Annotated in this window: 18 protein-coding genes; 8 read left to right on the top strand and 10 right to left on the bottom strand. The window is 51.6% G+C overall.

Annotated features, from left to right (window positions below):
- Positions 1–243: 243 nt before the first annotated feature.
- Entirely contained in the window at positions 244–873 is a 630-nt protein-coding gene (locus NDI52_RS28390) for a DUF6335 family protein (protein WP_242035933.1), read from the bottom strand.
- Positions 874–1,204: 331 nt separating this feature from the next.
- Here NDI52_RS28390 and NDI52_RS28385 point away from each other — a divergent pair, with 331 nt between their 5' ends.
- From NDI52_RS28385 to NDI52_RS28375, 3 genes are all read left to right on the top strand, one after another.
- A complete protein-coding gene (locus NDI52_RS28385) occupies positions 1,205–2,023 on the top strand; it encodes an alpha/beta hydrolase (RefSeq protein ID WP_190775547.1) in 819 nt (272 codons plus the stop codon).
- 299 nt (positions 2,024–2,322) lie between these two features.
- Positions 2,323–3,810, top strand: coding sequence for an alpha-amylase family glycosyl hydrolase (locus tag NDI52_RS28380; protein WP_190775548.1), 1,488 nt, complete (start codon positions 2,323–2,325; stop codon positions 3,808–3,810).
- 367 nt (positions 3,811–4,177) lie between these two features.
- Positions 4,178–4,846 (top strand): carbonic anhydrase, encoded by a 669-nt coding sequence (locus tag NDI52_RS28375; protein WP_190769796.1) that lies wholly within the window; start codon positions 4,178–4,180, stop codon positions 4,844–4,846.
- Between the two features lie 34 nt (positions 4,847–4,880).
- Here NDI52_RS28375 and NDI52_RS28370 read toward each other — a convergent pair whose 3' ends face one another.
- From NDI52_RS28370 to NDI52_RS28360, 3 genes are all read right to left on the bottom strand, one after another.
- On the bottom strand, positions 4,881–5,762 hold the full coding sequence (locus NDI52_RS28370) for an ABC transporter permease (protein WP_190769795.1): 882 nt from the start codon (positions 5,760–5,762) through the stop codon (positions 4,881–4,883).
- Between the two features lie 206 nt (positions 5,763–5,968).
- Entirely contained in the window at positions 5,969–6,979 is a 1,011-nt protein-coding gene (locus NDI52_RS28365; protein ID WP_190770875.1) for an ABC transporter permease, read from the bottom strand.
- 85 nt (positions 6,980–7,064) lie between these two features.
- A complete protein-coding gene (locus NDI52_RS28360; protein ID WP_190770876.1) occupies positions 7,065–8,726 on the bottom strand; it encodes an ABC transporter substrate-binding protein in 1,662 nt (553 codons plus the stop codon).
- 690 nt (positions 8,727–9,416) lie between these two features.
- Here NDI52_RS28360 and NDI52_RS28355 point away from each other — a divergent pair.
- Positions 9,417–11,258, top strand: a complete 1,842-nt coding sequence (locus NDI52_RS28355) for a dipeptide ABC transporter ATP-binding protein (RefSeq protein WP_190770877.1) — start codon at positions 9,417–9,419, stop codon at positions 11,256–11,258.
- A 70-nt stretch (positions 11,259–11,328) separates the two neighbouring features.
- On the opposite strand, the gene NDI52_RS28350 is transcribed toward NDI52_RS28355, so the two are convergent.
- The 3 genes from NDI52_RS28350 to gyrA all read right to left on the bottom strand — a co-directional run bounded on the left by NDI52_RS28350 (position 11,329) and on the right by gyrA (position 16,094).
- Positions 11,329–11,883 (bottom strand): hypothetical protein, encoded by a 555-nt coding sequence (locus tag NDI52_RS28350; RefSeq protein ID WP_242036003.1) that lies wholly within the window; start codon positions 11,881–11,883, stop codon positions 11,329–11,331.
- 340 nt (positions 11,884–12,223) lie between these two features.
- Entirely contained in the window at positions 12,224–13,459 is a 1,236-nt protein-coding gene (locus NDI52_RS28345; RefSeq protein WP_190770878.1) for an ATP-binding cassette domain-containing protein, read from the bottom strand.
- A 94-nt stretch (positions 13,460–13,553) separates the two neighbouring features.
- A complete protein-coding gene (gene gyrA / locus NDI52_RS28340) occupies positions 13,554–16,094 on the bottom strand; it encodes a DNA gyrase subunit A (protein ID WP_190770879.1) in 2,541 nt (846 codons plus the stop codon).
- Between the two features lie 333 nt (positions 16,095–16,427).
- On the opposite strand from gyrA, the gene NDI52_RS28335 reads away from it, so the two are divergent.
- Positions 16,428–16,820: a response regulator gene (locus NDI52_RS28335; RefSeq protein WP_190770880.1), complete on the top strand. Its 393-nt coding sequence runs from the start codon at positions 16,428–16,430 to the stop codon at positions 16,818–16,820.
- Between the two features lie 195 nt (positions 16,821–17,015).
- A complete protein-coding gene (locus tag NDI52_RS28330; protein ID WP_190770881.1) occupies positions 17,016–18,269 on the top strand; it encodes a glycoside hydrolase family 10 protein in 1,254 nt (417 codons plus the stop codon).
- Between the two features lie 242 nt (positions 18,270–18,511).
- On the opposite strand, the gene NDI52_RS28325 is transcribed toward NDI52_RS28330, so the two are convergent.
- From NDI52_RS28325 to NDI52_RS28315, 3 genes are all read right to left on the bottom strand, one after another.
- Complete coding sequence (locus NDI52_RS28325) at positions 18,512–19,381, bottom strand: tetratricopeptide repeat protein (protein ID WP_347280090.1); 870 nt, start codon at positions 19,379–19,381, stop codon at positions 18,512–18,514.
- 548 nt (positions 19,382–19,929) lie between these two features.
- On the bottom strand, positions 19,930–20,901 hold the full coding sequence (gene queG / locus NDI52_RS28320) for a tRNA epoxyqueuosine(34) reductase QueG (RefSeq protein ID WP_190770904.1): 972 nt from the start codon (positions 20,899–20,901) through the stop codon (positions 19,930–19,932).
- A gap of 572 nt (positions 20,902–21,473) precedes the next feature.
- Positions 21,474–21,773 (bottom strand): ferredoxin, encoded by a 300-nt coding sequence (locus tag NDI52_RS28315; protein ID WP_190770882.1) that lies wholly within the window; start codon positions 21,771–21,773, stop codon positions 21,474–21,476.
- Between the two features lie 682 nt (positions 21,774–22,455).
- Here NDI52_RS28315 and NDI52_RS28310 point away from each other — a divergent pair.
- Positions 22,456–23,433, top strand: a complete 978-nt coding sequence (locus NDI52_RS28310) for a Gfo/Idh/MocA family oxidoreductase (RefSeq protein ID WP_190770883.1) — start codon at positions 22,456–22,458, stop codon at positions 23,431–23,433.
- A gap of 244 nt (positions 23,434–23,677) precedes the next feature.
- On the top strand, positions 23,678–23,872 hold the full coding sequence (locus NDI52_RS28305) for a DUF2949 domain-containing protein (RefSeq protein ID WP_190770884.1): 195 nt from the start codon (positions 23,678–23,680) through the stop codon (positions 23,870–23,872).
- Positions 23,873–24,162 lie beyond the last annotated feature (290 nt).

The raw sequence follows: 24,162 nt of genomic DNA, 5'->3' as shown, positions 1-24,162 counted from the left end.
GATCTTGGCGAAACACGCATCAAAGCAAGCTGCAATTCTTGTGGGATGGCCACCGCCCCATCAAGGTAGCTGAAAAACTCACCCCATTTATCGTCCTGATTTCCGTTCTAAGAAGCCGCTTGAAAAGTTCCGTGAAAAGTTGATTTTCGTGCTCAACGCGCACGAAAATCAACTTTTCAAACAGCTCTAAAAAGCAATCTTGCATCGGTCATAACCGCGCAAAATCAGCTTCTCAATAACCGCTTACTCCCGCTCCCGTCGATCGGTGTAGTCTTCAGAGGACTTGGGGTCGAGTTCCCAGCGGCGATCGTCTCGTTCCTCTAACATGTCATTGGTCCGCAGGAAGCTGCGATCGTCCGTTTGAATACCAACAGCAGCAGCCAGATCTTCGACAATGTCCTGATCAGGGGTGGCAACAGTTCCGCCGACGCCTTCTTCGCCCATCACAGCAGCATCTTCAAAGCTGGCATCGACATCACCACCTGTAATGACGTAGTCGGGTTCAGCCTGAAGATAGCTACCCCGGCGGGAATAGCGACCTGTGCGATCGGTCGGCTGTCCCTGCAAGCCGGTGCCGTAGGATTCAGTCATCTCCTGAGGGAGGTCGCTGATTACCTCGTCGTCATCCGCCGCATCGACAATGCCGTCGTCATCGGCATCCAGATTGTCGTCCGTATCATCGGCAGGAAGGGTATCAATGACCGCTTCGTTCAGATCCACTTGCTCTAAACCGACTTCCTCTTCAATTGACGGAAGCGTTGTAAAGTCTGGGTCTACGAGAGCATCAATATCCTCGTTATCCAACTCCGCCTCAAAGTCCCGCCGAGCAGCATCCAACCCAGCATTTGGCGTCATTTCTTTGGCGCTATCCATTGACATCCTCCTGGCAATCTTCTCTCCCTACCAGCACCTTAGCCAAAAGAGGCTGTTATTCCACTCTTCAAATAGGCAGACAAGTGCATACGAAGAAGGGTGCATCTCCGAAGCCAAGGTAGCCTTACAGACTTTTCTGAATTTCCGATGGCGTTCATCGTTCTGGGGGAATATTAGCGTTAGGAATTCCGCCTGCTGCGCCCTGAATCGTTTTTCTACCCTGAATCGTTTTTCTAGAAGTATTGTTCAAAGCAATCAATTCTTCTAGAAAAACCATCTCAAATATCCGTTTGCCCTTTACTTTTTGGATGCGAATAAGCTCGGATACTATATGTCAAAATCACACTTGAAGAAGCTATTAATTGGGGAGTTAAGCTGGCGACGATTCGTGCGATCGCTCCTCTTTATCTATGCTTTCTTCGCCGTCTATGTCTTCTTCCGGGCTGATAGCATGATTTTCTTACCACAGCCCTCCAGCTATCAAGATTCCAATAAGATTCTTAAATTACCGGTCACACCAGACGAAAGAATTTCAGCTACTTATCTCCCTAACCCCAAAGCAACCTATACCCTGCTCTACATCCATGGCAATGCTGAGGATCTGGGAGATGTTCAACCTATTCTGGATCGGTTACAGGAATGGGGATTTAACGTTTTTGCATACGACTACCGGGGATACGGCACAAGCACTGGAAAACCCGGTGAAAGAAATGCTTATCAAGACGCAGAAGCGGCCTATAACTATTTAACTCAACAGCTTCAAGTTCCACCGGATCGCATTATTGTGTATGGGCGATCGGTCGGAGGTGGTTCTGCAACAGAATTAGCAACCCGCCATTCCGTTGCCGGGTTGATTTTAGAGAGCACATTCACCTCGGCATTTCAGGTTGTGCTTCCAATTCCGCTACTGCCCTTTGACAAGTTTTCAAATCGCCAGAAGCTTCAGCGGGTGGATTGCCCAGTACTGGTCATACATGGCGAGGCAGACGAAACGATTCCCGTTGCTCACGGGCGGGCCTTGTATGAAGCGGCCGCCGAACCCAAGCTGTCTCTCTGGGTGGAAGGGGCAGGACATGATGACGTGACGTGGGTGGCGGGCGATCGCCATCACACCATCCTCCAGGCCTTTCAAAAGCTGCTTGAGCAATAAGAAACCTGACCATAAGTAACCTCAGTTTGGGTTAAGGGCTTTTTCGAGGGGCGCGCAAGGCGCGCCCCTCGAAAAAGCCCATTTTGTCGTGCGCTATGCGCACGACAAAATGGGCTCTTGGGCTTATCCCGAATTGAGGTTAAGTACATCCCTTCTCTAGATTTCTATTCACAGGTGGTATTGGATAATCATCCGAGAATCTCTCCTCCGACCTGTGCCCTGCTACAGCTCCTTGGTGCGCAGTCAGATGGCTGGAGGGATTCCTGCGAACCCAGTCCCCATGTAACCCAGTGTTTTCTATGGCTTCATCCCGTCATCCCCTGCTGTATCAGGTCAACACCCGTGTCCTGTTACAAATTCTCGCCAAGCAGCTCAACCGTCCTGCAACGCTAGACGATATTCCGGATACACTGCTCGATGAGTGGGCGATCGCAGGATTCGACTGGATTTACGTCTTAGGGATTTGGCAAACCGGCACCGCTGCCCCACAGGTATCTCGCTCAAACCCGGTCTGGATGGAGGAACACCGCCAGCTTTTGTCGGATCTGAACGATGAAGACGTTTGCGGCTCTTGCTTTGCTGTAACCGGCTACACCGTACATACTGCGATCGGTGGTCATGTAATGGCTGAACGGTTGCGCGATCGCCTTCACCAGCGCGGCCTCAAGCTGATGCTCGATTTCGTGCCCAATCACACCGCCCCCGATCATCCCTGGGTGCAAACCAATCCTGAATTCTACATTCAAGGAACAGAAGAACAGTTAGCACAAGAACCCGAAAACTATTGTCGTATCAAGCTCGCATCCGGTGAACAGGTCTTTGCCTATGGGCGCGATCCTTACTTTCCCGGTTGGTGTGATACGTTGCAGCTGAATTATGGCAATTCCAATTTGCATATGGCTCAGTTAGATGAGTTGATGGCGATCGCTCAACTTTGCGATGGTGTGCGCTGTGATATGGCCATGCTCATCCTGCCGGAAATCTTTCAGCGCATCTGGGGCATCCCAATGGAGCCGTTTTGGGAACGGGCATTTGAAAAAGTGCGCGCCCTCCATCCTGATTTTGTATTCATGGCGGAGGTCTATTGGGATATGGAGTGGGTGCTGCAACAGAAAGGTTTTGATTTCACCTACGACAAAGGTTTGTACGATCGCCTGCGTGAGCAACATGCCCGCCCCGTTCGCGAGCACTTCTGGGCCGACTTGGACTATCAAAACAAATCAGCCCGTTTTCTGGAAAACCATGACGAACAGCGCGCAGCAACAGCCTTTCCACCAGACGTCCATGAAGCGGCAGCCATCATCTCCTTCTTTTGCCCTGGCTTACGCTTCTTTCATCAGGGGCAGCGGGAGGGCTATCGGCATAGAATCTCGATTCATCTAAATCGTGGCCCTCAAGAACCTGTTGATCCGCGCCTGGAGGAGTTCTATAAGCGGTTACTTCAAACATTAAAGCAGCCCCTCTTCCGGGAAGGAACCTGGCAATTGTTAGAGGCTCAACCCGCCTGGGACGGCAACTGGACAGCGGATAACGCCATTGCCTTTGGCTGGACTGACGACAAACACCATGGCTTAGTGGTGGTGAACTACGCTCCGCACCAGAGCCAGTTCTATGTCAGCCTCCCTTTTAATGACCTGGACAGCACCATTCACCTTGAAGATTTGATGCACTCCAATTCGTACGATCGCCCTGACAGCACAATTCATCCGGCAGGGCTTTATTTCGATCTGCCACCGTGGGGCTATGGCGTGTTTGAGCTGAGCGATCGCCATCACTCCAAATCCTAAATTTTTGGGAATCTTACTAGTAGGCTGCGGCCTATGTTCGCAACCTATGTTTTTGTGTGGGGTGCGAAGTACCCCACACAAAAACATAGGTGATGGATTTCCGCCTCAGCGTACTAGTTAGGGCATCAGGAGCGAGTGGAAGCAGTGCGCCCATTCACTCCTGATGCCCTAGCTAACCGGGCCAAAACTCTACAAGACACATAAAGTTTCAGCAAATACGTGTTTTCTTCCTGGAAATCGCGATCGCACCATTGTATATAAATGTAAACTAATGGGTATTATTAAGAAAACCGGATTGACAATTTGCCACTCCGCACCTTTAACTACCCATTCAAGTCCCTTCCCTTGCCGAATACAGGCCATTCTTATGCCGTTGACTCGCATCCTCCAGGGCGTAAACCAGTTCCACGACAACTACTTCCGGAACCATCAGGCACTCTTTGAGGAGCTTTCTCAGGGGCAGTCGCCTGACGTGCTGTTCATCACGTGCTCGGACTCGCGGATTGATCCCTTCCTGATTACACAATCCCCTCCTGGGCGGCTGTTCGTCATGCGGAACGTAGGCAACATTGTTCCGTCCTACGGAGCGGCTAGCATTACTGAGTCTGCGGCGATCGAATACGCCGTGCAAGCTCTGGGCGTGAAGGACATCATTATTTGTGGTCACTCCCACTGCGGAGCCATGCGAGGGCTATTACAGGTAGGCAACCTCGCCGAGACAATGCCGATGGTGTATAGCTGGTTGCGTACCCACGGTGAAGCCACCCGTCGCCTTGTGATGGATAACTACTCCCACGAAACCCCGGAGCGGTTGCTCAAGATTGCGATCGAGCAAAACATCTTGACTCAAATTGAGAACCTGGAAACTTATCCGGTGGTACGCTCCAACCTCCACTCTGGCAAGTTAAACTTACACGCCTGGATGTATGAGATTGAAACAGGTTCTGTATATGCCTTCGACGCAGCCCATCGGAAGTTTACCCCCCTGGAACAGCGATCGTTCCCCGTCCCCGATCCGCTGATTATGGCAAGTTGATAAAAAAGAGCGACCAATGGTCGCTCTTTTTTTATTACCGTCCACTGCGAGGATCGAGGGCATCTCGGAGACCATCACCCAGAAGATTAAAGGCAAGCACTGTCAACGTAATAAAAAGACCAGGAAAAATAATGGTCCAGGGTGATGACAAAGAATAGCCTCCTTTGAAGGCATCAGAGAGCATCGTGCCCAGTTCTGGGGTAGGGGGCTGTGCGCCCAGTCCCAGGAAGCCCAGACCTGCCGCTTCCAGGGTAGCGGTACCGATCGCCAGGGTCGCCTGCACCACAATCGGCGCAAGACTCGCAGGCAAAATGTGCCGCAGAATAATCCGTGGCGGCGTGGCTCCAAAGGCGCGGACAGTTTGCACAAATTCCTGCTCGCGCAGGGAAAGTACCATGCTGCGGGTGAGGCGGATAAACTTGGGCAACTGCACCAGACCGACGGCAAACATGACGCTGACAACACTGGGACCCGTGACGGTGACGATAGCGATCGCCAACAAAATCGAGGGAAACGCCAGCATCACGTCGGTCATCCAACCCACCACCGTTTCCAACCGCCCCCGAAAGTATCCCGCCAGTAGCCCTAAGGCCACACCGATGAGCATACCGATCGCCACGGCTACCAACCCAATTAGCAGCGACGTCTGCAATCCATACCAAACCTGACTGAGAATGTCGCGGCCTAAACCGTCCGTGCCAAACCAGAACTCAGGGCTAGGGGGTCTAAGGCGAGCAGCGTAGTTGCGATCGCCAGCAGGATCATAAGGTCGAAGGATGGGCGCCAGCACAGCCATCAGTATAATCAGTGCAGTTAGCACCAGGCCAATCATGCCAGACGTAGATTGCAGAAAGCGCTGAACAGCACGTTGTTTGCGGAAACGGGCAAAGCGAGTAGCTGGGGTAGCGGTGGTCATAGGAGGAAAGAATATTTCAATGTAAGAGTTTGAACTAAATTCTTCTGTGGGGGCGGGTTTTAACGCCATGTTGACGTCAAAACCAAAGATGTTCAATCAAACCCGCGCTGATCCGAGTAATACATTTTCAAGAGTCATATGTTTTATAACGCGCCTCTACACACGGGGATGATCAACTGTCGTTGATTGTCGAATCTCACTCAAACCTATTTGTACTGAATTCGTGGATCTAATAGGGCATAAGAAATATCAACTAAAAGATTGATCAATACAAAGGCAGTGGCAACAAAAATGACACCTCCCTGAACAACTGGATAGTCGCGAGTAAGAATGCCCTCGTAGATCCATTTACCAATTCCTGGCCATGCAAAAATGGTTTCTGTAAGAATGGCTCCACCTAAAAGTGTGCCAAACTCTAAACCAATAATAGTGACGACAGGAAGCATGGCATTTTTCAAAGCATGTTTAAAAATCACCCAGTACTCCAATAAACCCTTTGCGCGAGCGGTACGGATATAGTCCTGAGAGAGGACTTCTAGCATGGCGCTGCGAGTGATGCGAGCAAGAATGGCAAGGGGAATGGTGCTGAGGGTGAGGGCAGGAAGGGTCAGGTGCGCCAGAATATCACCCAGAGCAGCAAAATTGCCCTGCACCAGGGCATCAAAAACATAAAAGCCCGTAATCGGTTTGAAAGCCAATCCCGCATCCACACTAATGCGGCCACTGGGGGGAAGCCATCGCAAGTTGACCGCAAACAGGTATACCAGCAGTAGGCCAAGCCAGTACACAGGCATTGATACCCCAATCAGCGAACCGCTCATAGTGGCGTTGTCCCACAGGCTGTTTTTACGGACAGCGGCGATTACCCCGGCGGGAATGCCGATCGCCAGAGCAATGACCATCGCCGCTACAGACAGCTCAAACGTAGCAGGCCAGCGATTCAAGATCTCCCGGATGATGGGAACTCCGGTAAAGATGCTACGCCCCAGATCAAAGCGAAGCAGGTTGCCCATAAAGGCCAGGTATTGCAACGGCAGCGGTTCGTTTAGACCCATGCGTTCACGAAGCGCTTCGACCTGGGTAGGGGTAGCGCGATCGCCCAACATCACTACTGCTGGATCCCCTGGAATCAGGTGCAGGAAGAGAAACACCAGCAGCGTAATGCCGAAAAGAACGGGTAACAGATTCAAGAGACGGCGGAGAATGTAGCGGCCCATGAGGGGTGGAGGGGTAGATGAGTGGAAAAAGGGCGGGCAAGCAGGGGTGGAAGGTGTTGAATCCCACGCCCTGCTGATTGCGTGATTAGGACTTTTCGATTTCCTCGAAAGACTCCGACCCTAACGGGCTTGGGTTCCAGTTGCCAAGACTGCTACGTTGGGCCAGCAACGGTTGGGAGTGGACGATAGGAATCCGCAGAGCTTCGTCGAAGAGAATTTTGTCAACCTGGGCATACATCTGGCCCCGCTTGGCGGTGTCAGCTTCAGCACGGGCCTGGTCTAGCAGATCAAAGACCTGCTGATTTTTCCATTTGCCGAGGTCATCGGTGGAACCAGGGCCGAAGTGGGCATATAGGAAGTTGTCGGGGTCGCCGTAGTCACCCGTCCAGCCCAGCATGAAGGACTGGAAACCGGGAGGCGTGTTGCGATCCTCCAGATACGCACCCCAGTCTTTAGTTTGCAAACTAACTCGAATGCCAATGGTGTTCAGTTCAGCAGCGAACGCTTCCGCGATTGGCTTAGGGTTCGGGAAGTAGGGACGGCTGACGGGCATATACCAGAGCTGCAAGTCAAAGCCGTTGGGGTAGCCAGCTGCCGCGAGAGCTTGCTTCGCCGCATCGGGGTTGTACTGATAATCCGTCACATCCTTCGAGCGGAAATTCTCCATGGAAGGCGGCACGAAGTGGGCATCAGTTTGGCCCAGCTCGCCCCAAAAGGCTTTCACGATTTCGGGCTTGTTGATAGCCTCAGCGATCGCTCGCCGCACCTCTGGCTTCGACAAAGGCTCATAGCCGGGGTTTAGCGCCAGATATCCCACGTTAAAGGAAGGGCGATAGACTGCTTTAAGGCTAGAATCTCCTTCAATTTCGGCCAACTGGTCAGGGGTAAGGTCGACAGTGAAATCAACAGTGCCAGCCCGCAGTTGTGCAAGGCGAGCCGCCGGGTCTTCCACGAAGGTAATGATCAATTGTTGTTCTTTAGGAACCCCTTCCCGCCAGTAGTCAGGGTTCGCCTTCAGGCTGACTCGTTCACCTGACCGCCATTCCTCAAACACATAGGGGCCAGTACCCACAGCCGCACCAGAGGGTGTGCCATAATCTGCAGCGGATTTTTGAATGGCTGTGGGGCTGGCAATACCGAAGTATCCCGCAGCTACGGCAGCCGGGAATGCTGCGAAGGGCTGTTTTAGCTTGATATCAATGGCGGTTGGGCTCTTAACTGTAACTGATTGAACCAGAGACTCTTTCGAGCCCTTAGTACCGCCAAAGAGATTTGTCCAAATTTCGTAGAGCTTTCCAGCATCCCGATAACCATACTCAAACTCGGGATCCCACCAGCGGTTAAAGTTGAAGGCTACGGCTTCAGCATTAAAGTCGGTGCCGTCGTGGAACTTTACCCCCTCCTTCAGGGTAAATGTCCAGGTGAGGTTGTCGTCGGATACCTCCCACTTATCAGCCAGAGCTGGAACAAGGTCTGTACTACCTGGCTTAAAGTCGATCAGGCGGTCGTAAATTTGCTGCTGGACATACAGAGAGTTGCCATCCGTGATGTTGCCAGGCTCCAGGTTGACGGGAGGGCCACTGGAAGCAAACACCAGAGCTGATGTACCACTGGCACTGCCCGTCGCTGCGGGGCTTGTCCCAGTACTAGTTTCAGATTGGCCCGTGCAGTTCACGAGGGCGATCGCCAATCCAAAGGTCACAATCGCTAAACTTACAAATTTTATAAAGCGTCGCCAGAGTCGCATTTTAATCTCCTTGTTTTATGGACTCATCTGGACGTGCATTGAGTGTCAAACAGGCCCAGTTCCATCATGTTGGAATGGGCAAAAAGGATGACTTGCTAGAGAAGCAGATCTCCGCACATTAAAGGCAGTTTACGCATTAGAAACGAGGGCAACTGTAGATCTAAAGAAAGTTTTAGGAATGTGTTGAGAATTCTATGACATCGTTGTTAAGTTTGCTTACTGGGCACAGTTTAGAGGGGCGATCGCTGTTACCGTTCAGAATTGAGATAGTCTATCCCTTAAGCTCTCTTCATCAATAATGATGTTGACATAAAATTTGGGTTACTTGAGATAATGATGATGTCTTCTTAACATAACTAGAGAAGCACTAAAGCTTTACCATCAAAAGACCTGGGCTAACAGATGGAGCACTTAAGAGTCTTTTTTAGCAAGCATTCGCTGGCACGAATGTATTAGCGAATTCTAGATCTTGTTGATACTTTTTCACTAGAATGTGAAGATTGAAACACTCGATAAAAATAGAAGGTTTTATCAACAATAGATTCTAAATCTCATCCTTTTGGGGGATGCTTTACAAGCTAGTTTTCGTCTTTTCAAAGATTCCCTTAAAGGCAAGTATCGGGAAAAATTAGAAGTAGCTTATTCGATCGAATTGTTTTCACATCCACTCATATTTCTGTTGCTAAATCTGTGAATCCAACCTCCTCACTTCCCATTCTGGATGTTCGTCAGTTTTCTGTTGAGTTCCGTAGTAAAGCGGAAACGGTTCGAGCGGTTAACCAAATTTCGTTTACGCTCAACCCCGGTGAAACACTCGGTATTGTGGGTGAATCTGGTTCTGGGAAATCCGTTACATCCCTTGGCATTATTGGCCTGCTGCCACCCAAAACCATTCAGACTGGGGAAATCCTCTTCCGCAATCCCCGTTTGCCCGACGCCAACCCCGTCAATCTACTCGCCCTTAGTTCCGAGCAGCGTCGGTTGTATCGAGGTGGGCTGATCTCGATGATTTTTCAGGAGCCACTGTCATCTCTGAACCCGGTATATACCTGTGGAGATCAGGTAACAGAGGCAATTCGACTGCATCAAGTGGTGAGCAGGGAAGAAGCAAGAGAGCGGGCGATCGCCCTTTTCCGTGAGGTCAAACTCCCCAACCCAGAGCGCATCATTAACCGCTATCCCCACCAGCTTTCAGGGGGACAGCAACAGCGGGTGATGATTGCCATGGCGTTGGCGGGCAACCCAGCCATTTTGATTGCAGATGAACCGACCACCGCCCTGGATGTCACCATCCAGGCTACGATCCTGCAATTGCTACGGGAGATTCAGCTCAAGCGGGGGATGTCTGTTATCTTCATCACCCATGATATGGGCGTGGTAGCCGAGATTGCCGATCGCGTTGTGGTCATGTATCGCGGTGATGCCGTGGAAACGGCTCCGACCTACGAGCTGTTTTCCAACCCCCAGCATCCCTATACCCAGGGTTTGCTCAACTGCCGCCCTCGCCCTGATCAACGGCTTAAGCGCCTGCCAACGGTGGCCGATTTCATGACCGTGACCACCAATGCCAATGGCGAGTTAGAAATTCAGGCAAAGGAACATACCCCTGAACAAGAGCTGGCTCTTTTCTCACAAATTAGTGCCGAGGAAACCCAGGAGCATTACGAAACCCTGCACCAGCAGGAGCCTTTGTTGGTCGTTCGCGATTTGACCAAGGCATTCCCGGTGAGCCGAGGCTTTTTTGCCCAAAAGACCCTGCTGAACGCAGTCGACCATGTCAGCTTTGAGGTATACCCCGGCGAAACCTTGGGGTTAGTGGGAGAATCGGGTTGCGGAAAGTCTACGTTGAGCCGTTGTTTGTTACGGCTGATCGAGCCCAGCTCAGGCGAAATTCTGTTCGATCAGCAAGACATCATGGCGCTGGATGAACACTCTATGCGGCAGTTGCGCCGCCGGATGCAAATTGTCTTCCAGAATCCCTACGGTTCCTTGAATGCGCGGCAAACGATTGGAGCCGCGTTGATGGAGCCAATGATCATTCATAACCTATACCCCTCCGAAGTAGAACGGCGCGATCGCGCCATCGACCTTCTACAACGGGTGGGCCTCGATCCCGGAGCCATGAACCGGATGCCCCACGAGTTCTCAGGTGGTCAACGGCAACGGATCTGCATCGCCCGAGTTTTGGCCTGTGACCCTCAATTCATCATTTGTGATGAATCGGTATCCGCCCTCGACGTATCCGTACAGGCTCAGGTATTGAACCTGCTGAAGGATTTGCAGAAGGATTTTGGGTTGACGTACATCTTCATTTCCCATGATTTGAGCGTGGTGAAATTTGTGAGCGATCGCATCATGGTGATGAACGCTGGCCGTATCGAAGAAATTGGCCCCGCTGACACGGTCTACACCAATCCTCAACGCGACTATACGCGTCAACTAATTCGCTCTATTCCCAACACAGGGTTGGAACATATCAAAGCACGCCAAGAACAACGGGATTTGGTGTTAGCCAAATCTGAGCACGAATAGAAATTGCATTTGCACAGCAAGAAATAACACGGCACAAAATGCCGTGTTATTTCTTGCTGTGCAGACTTGTCTAATCAATCGGCTCTACCTGGCTGTTGTGAATATAGCCCCGTGCTCCACACACGTCCGTGATATACCAATCCCCTTCTGAACCTAAAACATTAATATTGCGCTGTTCACGAATGACACACTGAACCGTTCCATTAGGACTCACTCGCACATTACTGGGGGGTGCAAATACAAACCAACGCAATGTCGGCTGTGCAACTGTTGTCCGTGTATCTCCTTCGCAAACGATGCGTATCATATCCGACGTCGCACCTGACTGAGGAGCATGCACCACGCCATCCTCAAACGTCGTCCAACTGCCATTCTCGCAGTTAGCCTGACTGTAGCGAGAATCGTCTCCAAGATAATAGGTGAAATCGACACTACGACCACTCGCCCGTCGTATTGAGTCCACATCGAGCCGCACCCGTTGCCCTCCAACAGCCTGCCCCAAATCAAGCAAATTGCTCTGCGCCGTGGCCGGAAGTGCCACCCCTCCCGCCAAAGACGCACCCAATCCCAACAGTGCAACAGCTGACCCAAAAGCTCGATTGAGCCCAGATTTTCTAGTCTTCATAACGTATCCCTCCAACCCTTACCTGTCCAGTAGAGCTAACAGGTACGACTCATACCCCAATTCTTAATAAAAGCCCCTACCAATTTAACTGTCTTCAGGTTAGAAATAAAATGTCTAAAGTATTGATTCTACTTGCACTTCCCATACACAAAAGCAGTATTCCTCAGATACCAGAAAAACATTCCCAAACATTTCTACAACCTTTTCCTATAAGTAAGCTACTCCCGTAGCTTACTTATAGGACTTACGCAGATCCACTACGTTTAGTGCATTCTTGTTGTGTGTGGTGTGCTTCGCACACCACACACAACAAGAATGCACAATAATAAGTCCTGAATATTCAGGATGGTGCGATCGCCAACCCCGTTTCCCGATCAAACAAATGCAACTTATCCGGAGCCAACGCCAACCACAAATCCTCTCGCAACGAAACCCGCCGATCGGGCTCAACACGAATCTGAAGCAGCGGCTCATCTGCCACATCCGTTCGTCGCACCGTCAAATAGGTTTCCGAACCCAATGCCTCGACCCGCTCCACGCGCACAGGCAGATTCTTAGGAGCTGGAGCACTAATGCTAAAGTGCTCCGGCCGAATTCCAAGGCGAAGCGATCGCCCCTGATACGGCCTCAACGCTGGCTCCCAAAACTCCGGCAACGTCAGACGAAACTGACCATCGGCGATCAGCAACGGAGCCTGCACCTGCACCTCCAAAAAATTCATCGGTGGCGAACCAATAAATGCCGCTACAAATTCATTAGCTGGATGATTGTAAAGTTCTAGCGGCGTTGCGATCTGCTGAATTTGCCCCGCATTCAGGACAGCAATGCGATCGCCCATCGTCATCGCTTCCGTCTGATCGTGCGTCACATAGATGGTCGTTGTCCCCAACTTCCGCTGCAAATTCACGATCTGTGCTCGGGTTTCCGTCCGTAACTTTGCATCCAAATTCGATAGCGGCTCATCCATCAAAAAAACTTGCGGATTTCGTGCCATCGCTCGCCCCAGGGCCACCCGTTGCTTTTGCCCACCCGAAAGCTGCTTCGGCAACCGATCCAACAGGGTATCGATCTGAAGCATCTGTGCCACCGTTCGCACCCGCTGCTCCACCTGCCGCTCCGGTTCTGACCAATAGCGCAGCCCCTTGGGAAGAGGCCGAGTTGCCGCTACCAACGCCCGTTCCCAGGCTGAGTCATTGCCAACATTACCGGGAGCCTGCGATCGCCGCAGCCCAAAGGCCAGATTCTCGTACACCGACATGTGGGGATACAGAGCATAGCTCTGGAACACCATCGCAATATCCCGCTGCTTGGGAGGGAGGTCATTGACACGGCGATCGCCCACCCAAATATTGCCCCCCGTCACCGTCTCCAGCCCAGCAATCAGGCGCAGTAGCGTACTCTTACCGCAGCCCGATGGCCCCACCAGCACCATAAATTCCCCGTCATACACCGTCAGGTTAATCCGGCGCAGCACGCTTACCGCCTGACTATCGGCACCCTCCTCCGTAGAGGACGACGAGCGACCTTTCCGGGGGGGAAAGCTTTTGTAGATATTTTCGAGAACAACCTGCGCCACAGTAATTAGTTCAGAATTCGCTGAGGAAAGGGAGGAAACGACGACGCCCCGATTTAGTTGGGGCAATCGTAGAAACCAATCTGCTTATTCTCCCCTATTCTTCCGAATTTTCCTGTTGGTCGAGATCAGATTCTCCCTCTTCCTCATCGGGAGGTAACGGATCAGGGAGTACCTGGGCAATCTTCTCCCCCTTGGGCAGCTTCAATAGAGCCTCAGCAGCGACTGACCGGCTGGCAACAGGAATGTCATCGACGGGAATCAGAGCCATGCGATCGCCCTCCGTTCGCACTGTCAACGAGGTATTACTCCAGGCCGGAGCAAGCGATCGCAAGGTATCGGTCTTATTGGGGAACTGCAAGCCCTGCACACCTAAATCACCTCGATTGGCTAACCGCAAAGACGATGCCTGCCGCTGCACCCCAAAACCCTGGGTAGTCACCAGCACAAAGCTATCCTCAGGGGCCAGAGCAACACAACCGACCAAACTTTCGTTCTTACCCAGTCGCAAGGCCACCAGACCTTGAGCAGAACGCGCCTGAATGGGCAATTGCTCGTCGTTTACTTCAAACCGGAGCAACCGCCCACCTGTGGTGGCCAGCACCAAGTTATCTCCCGGAAAGGCCAAAATAGCCTGTTGCAGCTCATCATCCTCTTTCAGCTTGAGAGCCGTTAACCCTCGGGCGGTCAGGTTCGTAAATTCGCTCAACGGCAACCGCTTGATCCGGCCCTTGGTCGTCAACAAAATCAACTCCACTTCATCGACGGCATCCCCAAGCACAAACTGGGCCACGATCTCCTCGGGGCTACCGCCTTGGGGCAGCAGGGTCACCAGGGGGGTTCCCTTCGATTGCCGCGTGGTTTGAGGAATGTCGCGAACGGCGATCGCAAACGCCTTACCACTGCGCGTTAACACCAACACCTGCTGCCCAGTGGTTGCTGCTTCCACCTGGGTTGCCAGGTCGTCATACTCCACCAGTTTTTTGGGAGCCGGGGGTTCCAGGCGAGCTTGTTGACGCTGGAAGGCTTTCGGGGTGGAACGGCGCACATAGCCGCGTTGGGTGAACTCTAACACCACCTCATCTTCGAGCACTTCGGATTCCAACCCCGCCAAACCTTCCACTTCTTCTGCCCGTTCTGAAGCGCTCAGCACTTTCGTACGACGAGCATCGTTAAACTGTTTTCTGAGGCTCCGCAGTTCCTTCTTGAGGGCTTTCAGCAACTCTTTGCGCTCCGTCAAAAGTCGCTGTAGCTCCTGAATGCGGGTACGAATTTGATCAAAGTCGTCCTGAAGCTTTTGCCGCTCCATCCCGGTGAGTCGGCGCAGGGGCATGGAGAGGATGGCGTCGGATTGGCGATCGCTAAACCCAAACTGTGCCTGGAACTGCGTCTTCGCCGTCGTCCCATCGGGGGCATTCCGCAGAATATCGATAATGGCATCCAGGTTATCCAAGGCCCGCAGCAGTCCTTCCAGAACGTGGATCTGGTTTTCCGCCTTTTGCAATTCGTGGCGATACTGCCGGGTCAGGGTTTCCTCCCGGAAGGAGAGGAAATGCTGAAGTACCTCTTTCAAAGGCATCTGCCGGGGTTGGCCATCCACCAGAGCCAGGAAAATTGCGCCAAAGTTGACTTGCAGCGTCGTCATCTTGTAAAGCTTGTTCAGGAGCCGCTGGGGATTCTCCTCCCGCTTTAGTTCAATCACGACTCTCATCCCGTCGCGATCGCTCTCATCCCGAATGTCCTGAATTCCCTCCAGTCGGCCCTGGTTGGTTAGATCCGCTACCTTCTCAATCCAGGCTGCTTTGTTGACCTGGTAGGGCAGTTCCGTAATGATGATCGCTGGACGTCGATGCCGTCCTCGTCCTGGCTGAATCTCCTCAAACTGCGCCACTCCTCGCACAGGAATACTGCCCCGCCCTGTGCGATAGGCTTCTCGCACGCCATCCGTACCGACGATTTCGCCTCCCGTGGGAAAATCCGGGCCGGGGATGAAATTAAATAGCGCTTCATCCGACAGGTTGGGATTATCGATCATGGCAATCAACCCATCCACCACTTCCCCCAGGTTGTGGGGCGGAATGTTGGTCGCCATACCCACCGCAATTCCTGAGGAGCCATTCAGCACCAGGAATGGGAGCTGGGCTGGAAGAACAACGGGTTCCTGCTGAGAGTTGTCAAAGTTGGGGATGAAGTTGACGGTGGCTTCTCCAATCTCCGTCAGCATGGCCTCGTTGCTGACGGGAGAGAGGCGCGTCTCCGTATATCGCATCGCTGCTGGAGGATCGTCATCTACCGAGCCAAAGTTCCCATGGCCACCCAAGAGCGGATAACGGCTAGAAAAATCTTGCACCATCCGCACTAGAGCATCATAAACCGCCTGATCGCCGTGGGGGTGGTATTTACCCAGCACGTCTCCCACCACACGGGCGCATTTTCGGAAGGGGCGATCGGGCGTTAATCCCAACTCATGCATAGCGTAGAGAATGCGCCGATGCACGGGTTTCAGGCCATCGCGCACATCCGGCAGTGCCCGCCCTACGATTACACTCATGGCGTATTCCAGGTAGGATCGTTGCACCTCGGTATGGAGGGCCGTAGAAACGACATTTCCAGTGGGGAGGTTCAATTGCTCAGCCATGGTGTATCTTTAATCCTTCCAATGCAGATTAGGGGAAATGGTCAGGGGGCCGAAGATCGGTCAACGTGTCAGGTAAACCGTTCATCAGGTGTGCTTAAGTGACTATAGCGGTAACCACACCTCGCAACGATGGATTTTAGGGTAATTGGCCCTCCTTCTTTAAAAATTATGTGAAGGTGAGCAGGAAATGTTCCTCCTGAGGAACCTAAAAATGATGGGATAAGCTATTACTCCTAACAGACTGAGCCAGTGAAAGAATCATATTTTTTGAAAATGGCTGTGTTCTGTTTGTCAAAATGGCTCATTCTAAACACTATGCAGTAGGTTCACAATATGAAAACAGTGCTGATTGTGGAAGATGACCCTATTAATGCGCGGGTTTTCTCCAAAATTCTGACTAAGCGGGGTGGGCTAGACGTCAAGCACACCGAGAACGTTGACGAAGTGATGCAGATTGCGCGATCGCGCGAAGTCGACATCATCCTCATGGATGTTTCCCTCTCCCATAGTGTCTATCAAGGAAAACCTGTGGACGGCATTCGGATTACCCAGATGCTCAAAGAAGATCCCTCCACATCAGACTTGCCCGTGGTCTTGGTAACAGCCCATGCTATGGAGGGCGATCGCGAGACCTTCCTCAAGCAGAGCGGTGCCGATGGTTACATTTCGAAACCTGTCGTCGATCACCAGCAGTTTGTTGATCAGGTGATGGGGCTGTTGAAGTAGTCAAACTCAGCAGAGTCATTTCCTGGTCAGCCTTCTACGTGTTACACGTACATTTGTACCACATTGTCCTCCTTCCTGTGCAGCAACTTTAGTGAGTTCTCTACCGTCAGGTAGAGAAGAGTCCTCAATTTTTCCTGGGAGCTTGGTTTCCAGAGCGAAGAGGAGATATTGAGGCCATTTCCTTCTTTCTTAGCCATGCGTACTTCTTCTCAACTGGGTGGGTTCCATCAGGAATCCGGTTTTCGCTTGGTTCTACGACCTCTGCGACAATCTTTTCGACGCCTTTCCCTGTTTTTTCTGAGCCTTCTGATCTGTGCGCTTGTCGTAGCCCAACCCTGGGAAGCTATGCGAGCCGTTGCCCAACGCGTTCCTGCTTCGGCCCCCACAGAACTCCGAGGGGTTTGGCTGACCAACATTGATAGCAGCGTCATGTTCTCCCGTCGCAACCTGCGCAATGGGATGCAGCGCCTCGCCCGACTCCACTTCAATACGGTCTACCCCACCGTCTGGAACTGGGGCTACACCCTTTACCCCAGCCCTCTCGCTGAGCAGGTGATTGGTCGCGCCCAGCTCCCCGATCGCAGCCTGCGACGACGAGATGTGTTAGAGGAGGCTGTAGAAAACGGTCATGATATGGGCCTGGCAGTGGTGCCGTGGTTTGAATTTGGATTAATGGCCCCAGCGGATTCTGAGCTAGTCATTCGGCATCCCGACTGGGTCACCCAACGACGCGATGGCTCTAAGGTCATTATGGAAGGGATTTATCCCCGCGTGTGGCTCAATCCCTTTCACCCAGAAGTGCAGCAATTTCTTCTGGGTTTGATCGGGGAAATTGTCACCCGCTACGATGTGGATGGTCTGCAACTGGATGACCACTTCGGCCTGCCTGCCGAACTGGGCTATGACCCCTACACCGTCAACCTTTACCGTCAGCAACACAACGGGCGCACCCCTCCTGCCAACTCCCAAGACCCCGAGTGGATGCGCTGGCGGGCGAACCAGATTACGAGCTTGATGCAGCGGACGTTTACCACGATTAAACGGGTAAAACCCAATGCGATCGTTGCCCTCTCTCCAAACTCCCAAGACTTTTCCTACAACCACTACCTTCAAGACTGGAGCTCCTGGGAACGAGCCGGTTATATCGAAGAATTAATCCTCCAGGTTTATCGCGACAACCTGACAGGTTTCACCCAGGAGTTAAATCATCCTGCTGTCCAGCAAGCCCGCAGCCACATTCCCGTAGCTGTTGGTGTACTTGCAGGATTACGCAATCGTTTGACAGACCAAAACCTCTTGCAACAACAAATACAAGCTATACGCGATCGCCAATACGCGGGAGTTTCCTTCTTCTTCTACGAAACCCTAAACGGACGAGACAATATGCTCCAACAACTGTTTAGCAGCCCTGCGCAGCGGCCCCTGGTCGCTTCTGCTCAACGCCGGTAACGGTATACTCACGTCTTCTCAATAGGGAGATGCGCCTACTGTTATACGCCTTGCTCGGGTGGAGCATAAATAATCCTAGGCATTTTCATTAAGACAAAAGGAGTGAGTGCAAAGCACTCACTCCTTTTGTCCTAATGAAAATGCCTATAGCGATAACCATAGCCTTATGGTTCAGAACCACAAAGAGAGAGGATGGGTGCTTTGCACTCATCCTCTCTCTTTGATAACGAAACAAACCAGTGCTAAGGCTGCTGTAGCCGCGCCACCACTTCGCGAACGCGAGGAAGCGCTAAAAACGACTGCGTTTGCGACAGCAACCGATCGCCCCACAAATTTTCCTTCAAAAATTCCACATCCGCATAGCGAACATCTAATTGGAGTGCCTGCTGCCCTTCCGTAATTGCCGCCTCTACATCTCCTTTGCTGTAGAGGGCGATCGCCATGGCCAGCCTCGGTTCCGGTTGCAGCTCATCAATTGCTACGGCCGTCCGCCATTGTTCCAGGGCTCCATCAACATCGCCCTGCTCGTACAGCACCAGGCCGATGTTGTTAATCGCAGGCCAAAAATTTTCTTCTATCTCATAGGCATCCTGATAGGCTGCGATCGCCTTGTCATACTGCTTCAGCTTGAAATACGAATTACCCAGGTCAAACAGCGCCCCTGGTTCCTCTGACTGGATACGCAGCCCAGCCTGCAACGATTCCACCGCCTGACCGTAATTCTGTGTACGGAAGTAAGCGGTACCCAGGGCAAACAAAACAGCCGCATTCTCGCGATCAAAATTACGTGCCTGTTGCAGCGCCGTAATTGCTGGCTCCTCCTGCCCCACCTGAAGATACAAACTCCCAAGCAGCGCCCAAATTTGTGGATCGTCTGGAATCAGTTGAGTTGCTAATTGGGCACGCACCAGGGCCAAGTCAAACTGCTGAAATTGGGCTAACTGAGCTGACTCCTGGGCCAGAATTAATCCCTGTTCCCGTAACCGTTGGGCATCTAATTGCGGTACGTGAGGCACTAAAGCCTGACTGTAGACCGGCTTCCCAAGCCCTACCAGACCACAGAGAAGAGAAATAACAATGATAGAACTCCGCTTTACCACACGCTTCACCACGATTTTTGCCCCAGTTTGATTGAACCCATTCCACAAGGCGTTTTCTTGAGCAAGGCAGCCTTGGGCTCAAGACATTTTCCCAATTGTAGGAGATGGACTGAAAATGGCTGCCCTTTTACTCACAGATTGCCATAGCAATTCTTATCCTCAATCTCCCGCCGTCGTCCGGGAAAGCGTGGCAATCTTCTAGCTGTCACAAAAGCTTTGGTTGTCAGGATGCTGTAGTTTTTACCTAACCTCGGGGATAAGCTGAAGTGTTCATTTTGGTGTTTTCGAGTACTGCGCAATACGCAGCAGCACTCGAAAACGCCTTAACCCGAACTCCGATTACCTAACGTCTTCTCACAAACTCAAATTTCAAACGTGTGGTTGGTTGTTGGTAGAGGTACGATAAGCACCCTCCCACAACAACCAGCCACACGTTTAGAGCAACATTCGTCAGAACTAAGGAGATTTCCAGATAAGAACTTCCCCATTGTTTGGAAAAAAGGCGCGGCTTCGCCGCGCCTTTTTCCCAAATAATGGGGATATTGTTTCTCAGAAATCTCCTAAGGCTCTGATGTTAGATTCTGGGACTCCAAATTCGCCTGAGCATTGCGTCGGAGCATGGCTGGCTTGATACGCCGCAAGGCAGAACCCTGAAAGCGATCGCCCCATTCCTCATCCGACAACTCTGCCAGTTCCGCCAAAGTTGGGTTGACATTCCACGGGTATGGCTGAAAGTCGGCCACATCTGTTTGTTGGGCAAACCGTTGATTCCAGGGACATACATCCTGACAAATGTCACACCCCGCCACCCAACCCTGCAGATTCGGTTTGAGAGCTTCTGGCAGATCTTCCGCTCGGTTTTCAATCGTGTGGTAAGCAATGCAGCGGTTGGCATCGACAACAAAGGGTTGGGCGATCGCCCCCGTTGGGCACGCTTCCAGGCAGCGAGTGCAAGTTCCACAATGCTGCGTATGGGGAGAATCTGGGATCAGGGGCACATTCGTTAACACCTCCCCCAAAAACACCCAGGAGCCATACTCCCGCGTAATCACATTGCTGTTCTTCGCAATCCATCCCAATCCGGCCCGCTCAGCCCAAACCTTATCTTGAATGGGGCCTGTGTCAGCATAATAGCGAGCTTCAATTCCATCCCCTTGCTCTAACAGCCACCGGGTCAGAGCCTTCAGGCGTTTATCCATTACCCGGTGGTAATCGCGCCCCCAACCGTAACGCGCAATCTTGGCATGACCGGGTTCGGGCGATCGCTCCTGCCCTGCGTAATAGTTCAACGCCACGGCAATCACTGACTGCACTCCCGGCATCACCTGACGCACATCCTGCCGAGCCGGGCGCGCCATCCAGGCCATATCCGCCTGATACCCCCGATCCAACCACCGTTGAAGATGCACAGCAACGGCCTGATCCCAGCCATCTACTGCCGCAATTCCCACCTTATGAAAACCCAATTCCAACGCCTTCTGCTTCACGGCTACAGCGTCAGGCCATTCCCTCTGTCGCTCCTTATCGGCCATCATCCACAATCCTCCAATCTCTATCCCTGCGATCGCCATCCGATACGCCGATACACCGAGATAACGCGCCCCTCCTTTACTGTAATGAGCTCCCTAAAAAGCAGCGAAGGATTATTCAGCATCACGTCGCCTCAAAAAACTATGGCAGATCATCCACTACATCACCCAAACCTGACCTGAAACCCACAGATGCGAAGCGATCCAACACCACCCATGCAAAGTTTTAAACACATCCTGCTATTCAACGTCAGTTCGGGATAAGCCGAACCGCCCTTATTGCGTGCGCGACGCGCACGCAATAAGGGGCTTTTTCGAGTGCCGCGCGACGCGCGGCACTCGAAAAAGCCCTTAACCCGAACTGAGGTTATTCAAAATCTGCACACAAAGGAACAGACATTTTTGGTGAAACGTCTACTGCACCAACATCTCGCCCCAGCAGAAGCAATTAAAACCAAGAACCTTGCTGTGTTATGGCAAAACGATGGCACAGCAAGGTTCTTGGTTTTAATGAATACTTGATTTTTCGCACGCGAAGCGCGCGAAAAATCAAGCGCAGAACTTTAGAGCGCAGCCTAGTAGAGTTCTTCTTCCTGGTGGGTCAGGATGGTGCAGTCAGAGGTGGGGTAGGCAACGCAGGTGAGAACATAACCTGCTTCGATCTGATCATCATCCAAGAAGGATTGGTCAGACTGGTCTACCGTGCCTTCTTTGATCTTGCCAGCACAGGTGGAGCAAGCACCCGCGCGGCAGGAGTAAGGAAGGTCGATGCCTTGCTCTTCAGCAGCATCCAGAATATAAACGTCGTCAGCGACATCAATCGTTGTATTCAGACCTTCAGACTCGTTAATTAAGGTGACCTTAAAAGTTGCCATGCAACAATCCTCTCAATTCTGAAAACGGCTTTAAGCGCTTACCGCACAAAGATCAAGATACCTCTTTGAGGGCAAACTCTCCTTCTGATACTACGAGAAAACTTATACCCTGTAACCGTATCTTGCCCCTAAGGGTGAACGGGATTCGTAATGAAAGGCTGGGTATTAATGTCAGATTACTTATACTTGCGAAAACGCATCTGGCAAGAAAGACCATCCGATGCGACGATCACTACCCCTTAAAAAAGAAGCTCAAAAAAACTGTCCTCTCCAAACTTGAAATCAGTCGTCAGGCAAGCATTAGAAACAACACTGTATCTGGCTCTGAGAGGCATTTATAGCTCAAAAGTCTAGAAATTTTGACCGTTCTCAGAAAAGTTTATGGCCAGCGAACTCAAGGTCTACACTCTACGAGTTGCAGGCTTCGTGTAGTTCAAAGCACCTCAGCTAATCTATAGCTAGACTTGATATCTACGAATAATTTTGGACAAGGAATCAGCCTGCTTCTGCCAGGATTATCCATGTAATAGGAAAAGATTATTTATGCATCAGCCTGAGGAACTTCAGATGGCCTTTCTCAAACGGTAATTTTTCCACGAAAATCATCCTCTGACCCATAAAATCGACCATCTGACCCTACAATTTAGTGTTGCTGAATACAGGGACAGATCCACTTATATTTATGGATTCCATTGGGGTTGGTATTGTTGGGACAGGGTATGCCGCAAAAGTGCGTGCAGAAACCTTTCACGGGGACAGGCGATCACACTTAGTTGCCATGGCTGGGCGCAATCTAGAAAAAACGCAGGAGCTAGTAGCCCCCTATGGTGCGATCGCCCTCACCGACTGGCATGCCCTCGTCACTCACCCCAGCGTTGATCTGGTCGTTATTGCAACCATTAACCGGGATCACGGAACCATCGCCCGAGCTGCCCTGGAAGCTCACAAGCATGTCGTGCTGGAATATCCCCTGGCTCTCACCGTCGCCGAAGCTGAGTCTTTGCTGGAACTAGCCGCATCCAAACAACGGCTGCTCCACGTTGAGCATATTGAATTATTAAGTGGGATTCATGGGGCGATCGCCCAATCCCTCCCCGAAATTGGCACACCGTTTTATGTACGGTATACCGATCTGACTGCCAAACGCCCTGCTCCTGACCGATGGAGCTACCACAATGATTTATTTGGCTTCCCCTTTGTGGGAGCACTTTCACGCATCCACCGTCTAACGAATCTATTTGGTTCTGTTGCTCACGTTTCCTGCGAGTCCCGGTTTTGGGGAGACGGGTTACCCGGCCAAGCCTTCACCACATGTATCGCCTCAGCCCAGCTAAAATTTACCAACGGGTTGATTGCCGATGTGGTGTACGGCAAAGGTGAGGCCCTCTGGAGTGATGAACGGGTTTTACTCATTCATGGAGAACAGGGTGCCATTCAGATTGCTGGAGAAGTTGGCACGCTGATTTTGGCAGATCAGGAGCGATCGCTCGATTTGGGTAGCCGTCGTGGGCTCTTCGCCAAAGATACTGCTATGGTGCTGGACGCCCTAACCTTGGGCCAGCCCCTATATGTCACGCCTCAAGAGAGCCTATACGCCCTGCGAGTTGCTGAAGCCATCCGTTGCGCCTCGGAAACCGGACGCGTTGTGAGTGTAGATTAATATTGTCCTCACGAAAAACTCATCTTTTACCGTCATAATCTGAGAAAAGTTTTAGGGGATCATTCTCAACCGGATTCCCCCTTGGGCTTAGCTCAGCGGCCGGAAGTCTACCTTTTTAGGGACCTAGCAAGCATTTCTTTGGATCGGATCAGAGTACAAAGATTGTCGCTATAATCATCATCATCAATTCTGAATTTTTGTTTCACAACTTAACAATCCGGTATTTTTCTTAAGGGCAATGGCAATGACTACTACCTCCTCAACCCAGACACGCCTCATCCAGTTCCTCCGAGACGAACTGGCTATCCCCGCCGCGTCCATTGCCGTTGCTTTGAAGCAGGGTCAGGACTCCAACATGCTGCCGATGGTGCTCTGGCAGTACGGCCTCATTACGCTGGAGCAACTCGACAAAATCTTCGACTGGATGGAAACTGCCTAACCACCACCACTCAAACTACCGGATGCGGAAAAGGGGCCGCTTGGCCCCTTTTTTGTCCCCTATATTCATAAGGTCTCACGCCCTTCAAAACGAGAAGATTATCGTTGAGAAGTCGCGCTCCGTATAGCTTTTCAACAATAATCTTTTCTAACCAGCTTCAGTAAAGCTATAGAAGAGAGCGATTATCTTAAATGTCAAGCCTGTTATGAGATCGCATAACGCGGTAGGCATCTTGTCGTAGACAAAAATTCAGCACAACTATCCAACTCTAAATCGTTTTTAGAGTCTTG

It is taken from the genome of Leptolyngbya sp. PL-A3, assembly GCF_039962325.1.
In the GTDB taxonomy this organism is placed as follows: Bacteria; Cyanobacteriota; Cyanobacteriia; order Elainellales; family Elainellaceae; genus Vacuolonema.
Note: the sequence above shows the minus strand (reverse complement) of the source record. Positions and strands in the feature narration are given on the sequence as shown.

Excerpts from the sequence above, each read along its gene's own strand:
- NDI52_RS28330 (WP_190770881.1), top strand. The coding sequence starts at position 17,016 with ATGCGTACTTCTTCTCAACTGGGTGGGTTCCATCAGGAATCCGGTTTT.
- NDI52_RS28335 (WP_190770880.1), top strand. The coding sequence starts at position 16,428 with ATGAAAACAGTGCTGATTGTGGAAGATGACCCTATTAATGCGCGGGTT.
- NDI52_RS28365 (WP_190770875.1), bottom strand. The coding sequence starts at position 6,979 with ATGGGCCGCTACATTCTCCGCCGTCTCTTGAATCTGTTACCCGTTCTT.
- NDI52_RS28305 (WP_190770884.1), top strand. The coding sequence starts at position 23,678 with ATGACTACTACCTCCTCAACCCAGACACGCCTCATCCAGTTCCTCCGA.
- NDI52_RS28390 (WP_242035933.1), bottom strand. The coding sequence starts at position 873 with ATGGATAGCGCCAAAGAAATGACGCCAAATGCTGGGTTGGATGCTGCT.
- queG (WP_190770904.1), bottom strand. The coding sequence starts at position 20,901 with ATGGCCGATAAGGAGCGACAGAGGGAATGGCCTGACGCTGTAGCCGTG.
- NDI52_RS28380 (WP_190775548.1), top strand. The coding sequence starts at position 2,323 with ATGGCTTCATCCCGTCATCCCCTGCTGTATCAGGTCAACACCCGTGTC.
- NDI52_RS28375 (WP_190769796.1), top strand. The coding sequence starts at position 4,178 with ATGCCGTTGACTCGCATCCTCCAGGGCGTAAACCAGTTCCACGACAAC.
- gyrA (WP_190770879.1), bottom strand. The coding sequence starts at position 16,094 with ATGGCTGAGCAATTGAACCTCCCCACTGGAAATGTCGTTTCTACGGCC.
- NDI52_RS28350 (WP_242036003.1), bottom strand. The coding sequence starts at position 11,883 with ATGAAGACTAGAAAATCTGGGCTCAATCGAGCTTTTGGGTCAGCTGTT.
- NDI52_RS28310 (WP_190770883.1), top strand. The coding sequence starts at position 22,456 with ATGGATTCCATTGGGGTTGGTATTGTTGGGACAGGGTATGCCGCAAAA.
- NDI52_RS28360 (WP_190770876.1), bottom strand. The coding sequence starts at position 8,726 with ATGCGACTCTGGCGACGCTTTATAAAATTTGTAAGTTTAGCGATTGTG.
- NDI52_RS28370 (WP_190769795.1), bottom strand. The coding sequence starts at position 5,762 with ATGACCACCGCTACCCCAGCTACTCGCTTTGCCCGTTTCCGCAAACAA.
- NDI52_RS28315 (WP_190770882.1), bottom strand. The coding sequence starts at position 21,773 with ATGGCAACTTTTAAGGTCACCTTAATTAACGAGTCTGAAGGTCTGAAT.
- NDI52_RS28385 (WP_190775547.1), top strand. The coding sequence starts at position 1,205 with ATGTCAAAATCACACTTGAAGAAGCTATTAATTGGGGAGTTAAGCTGG.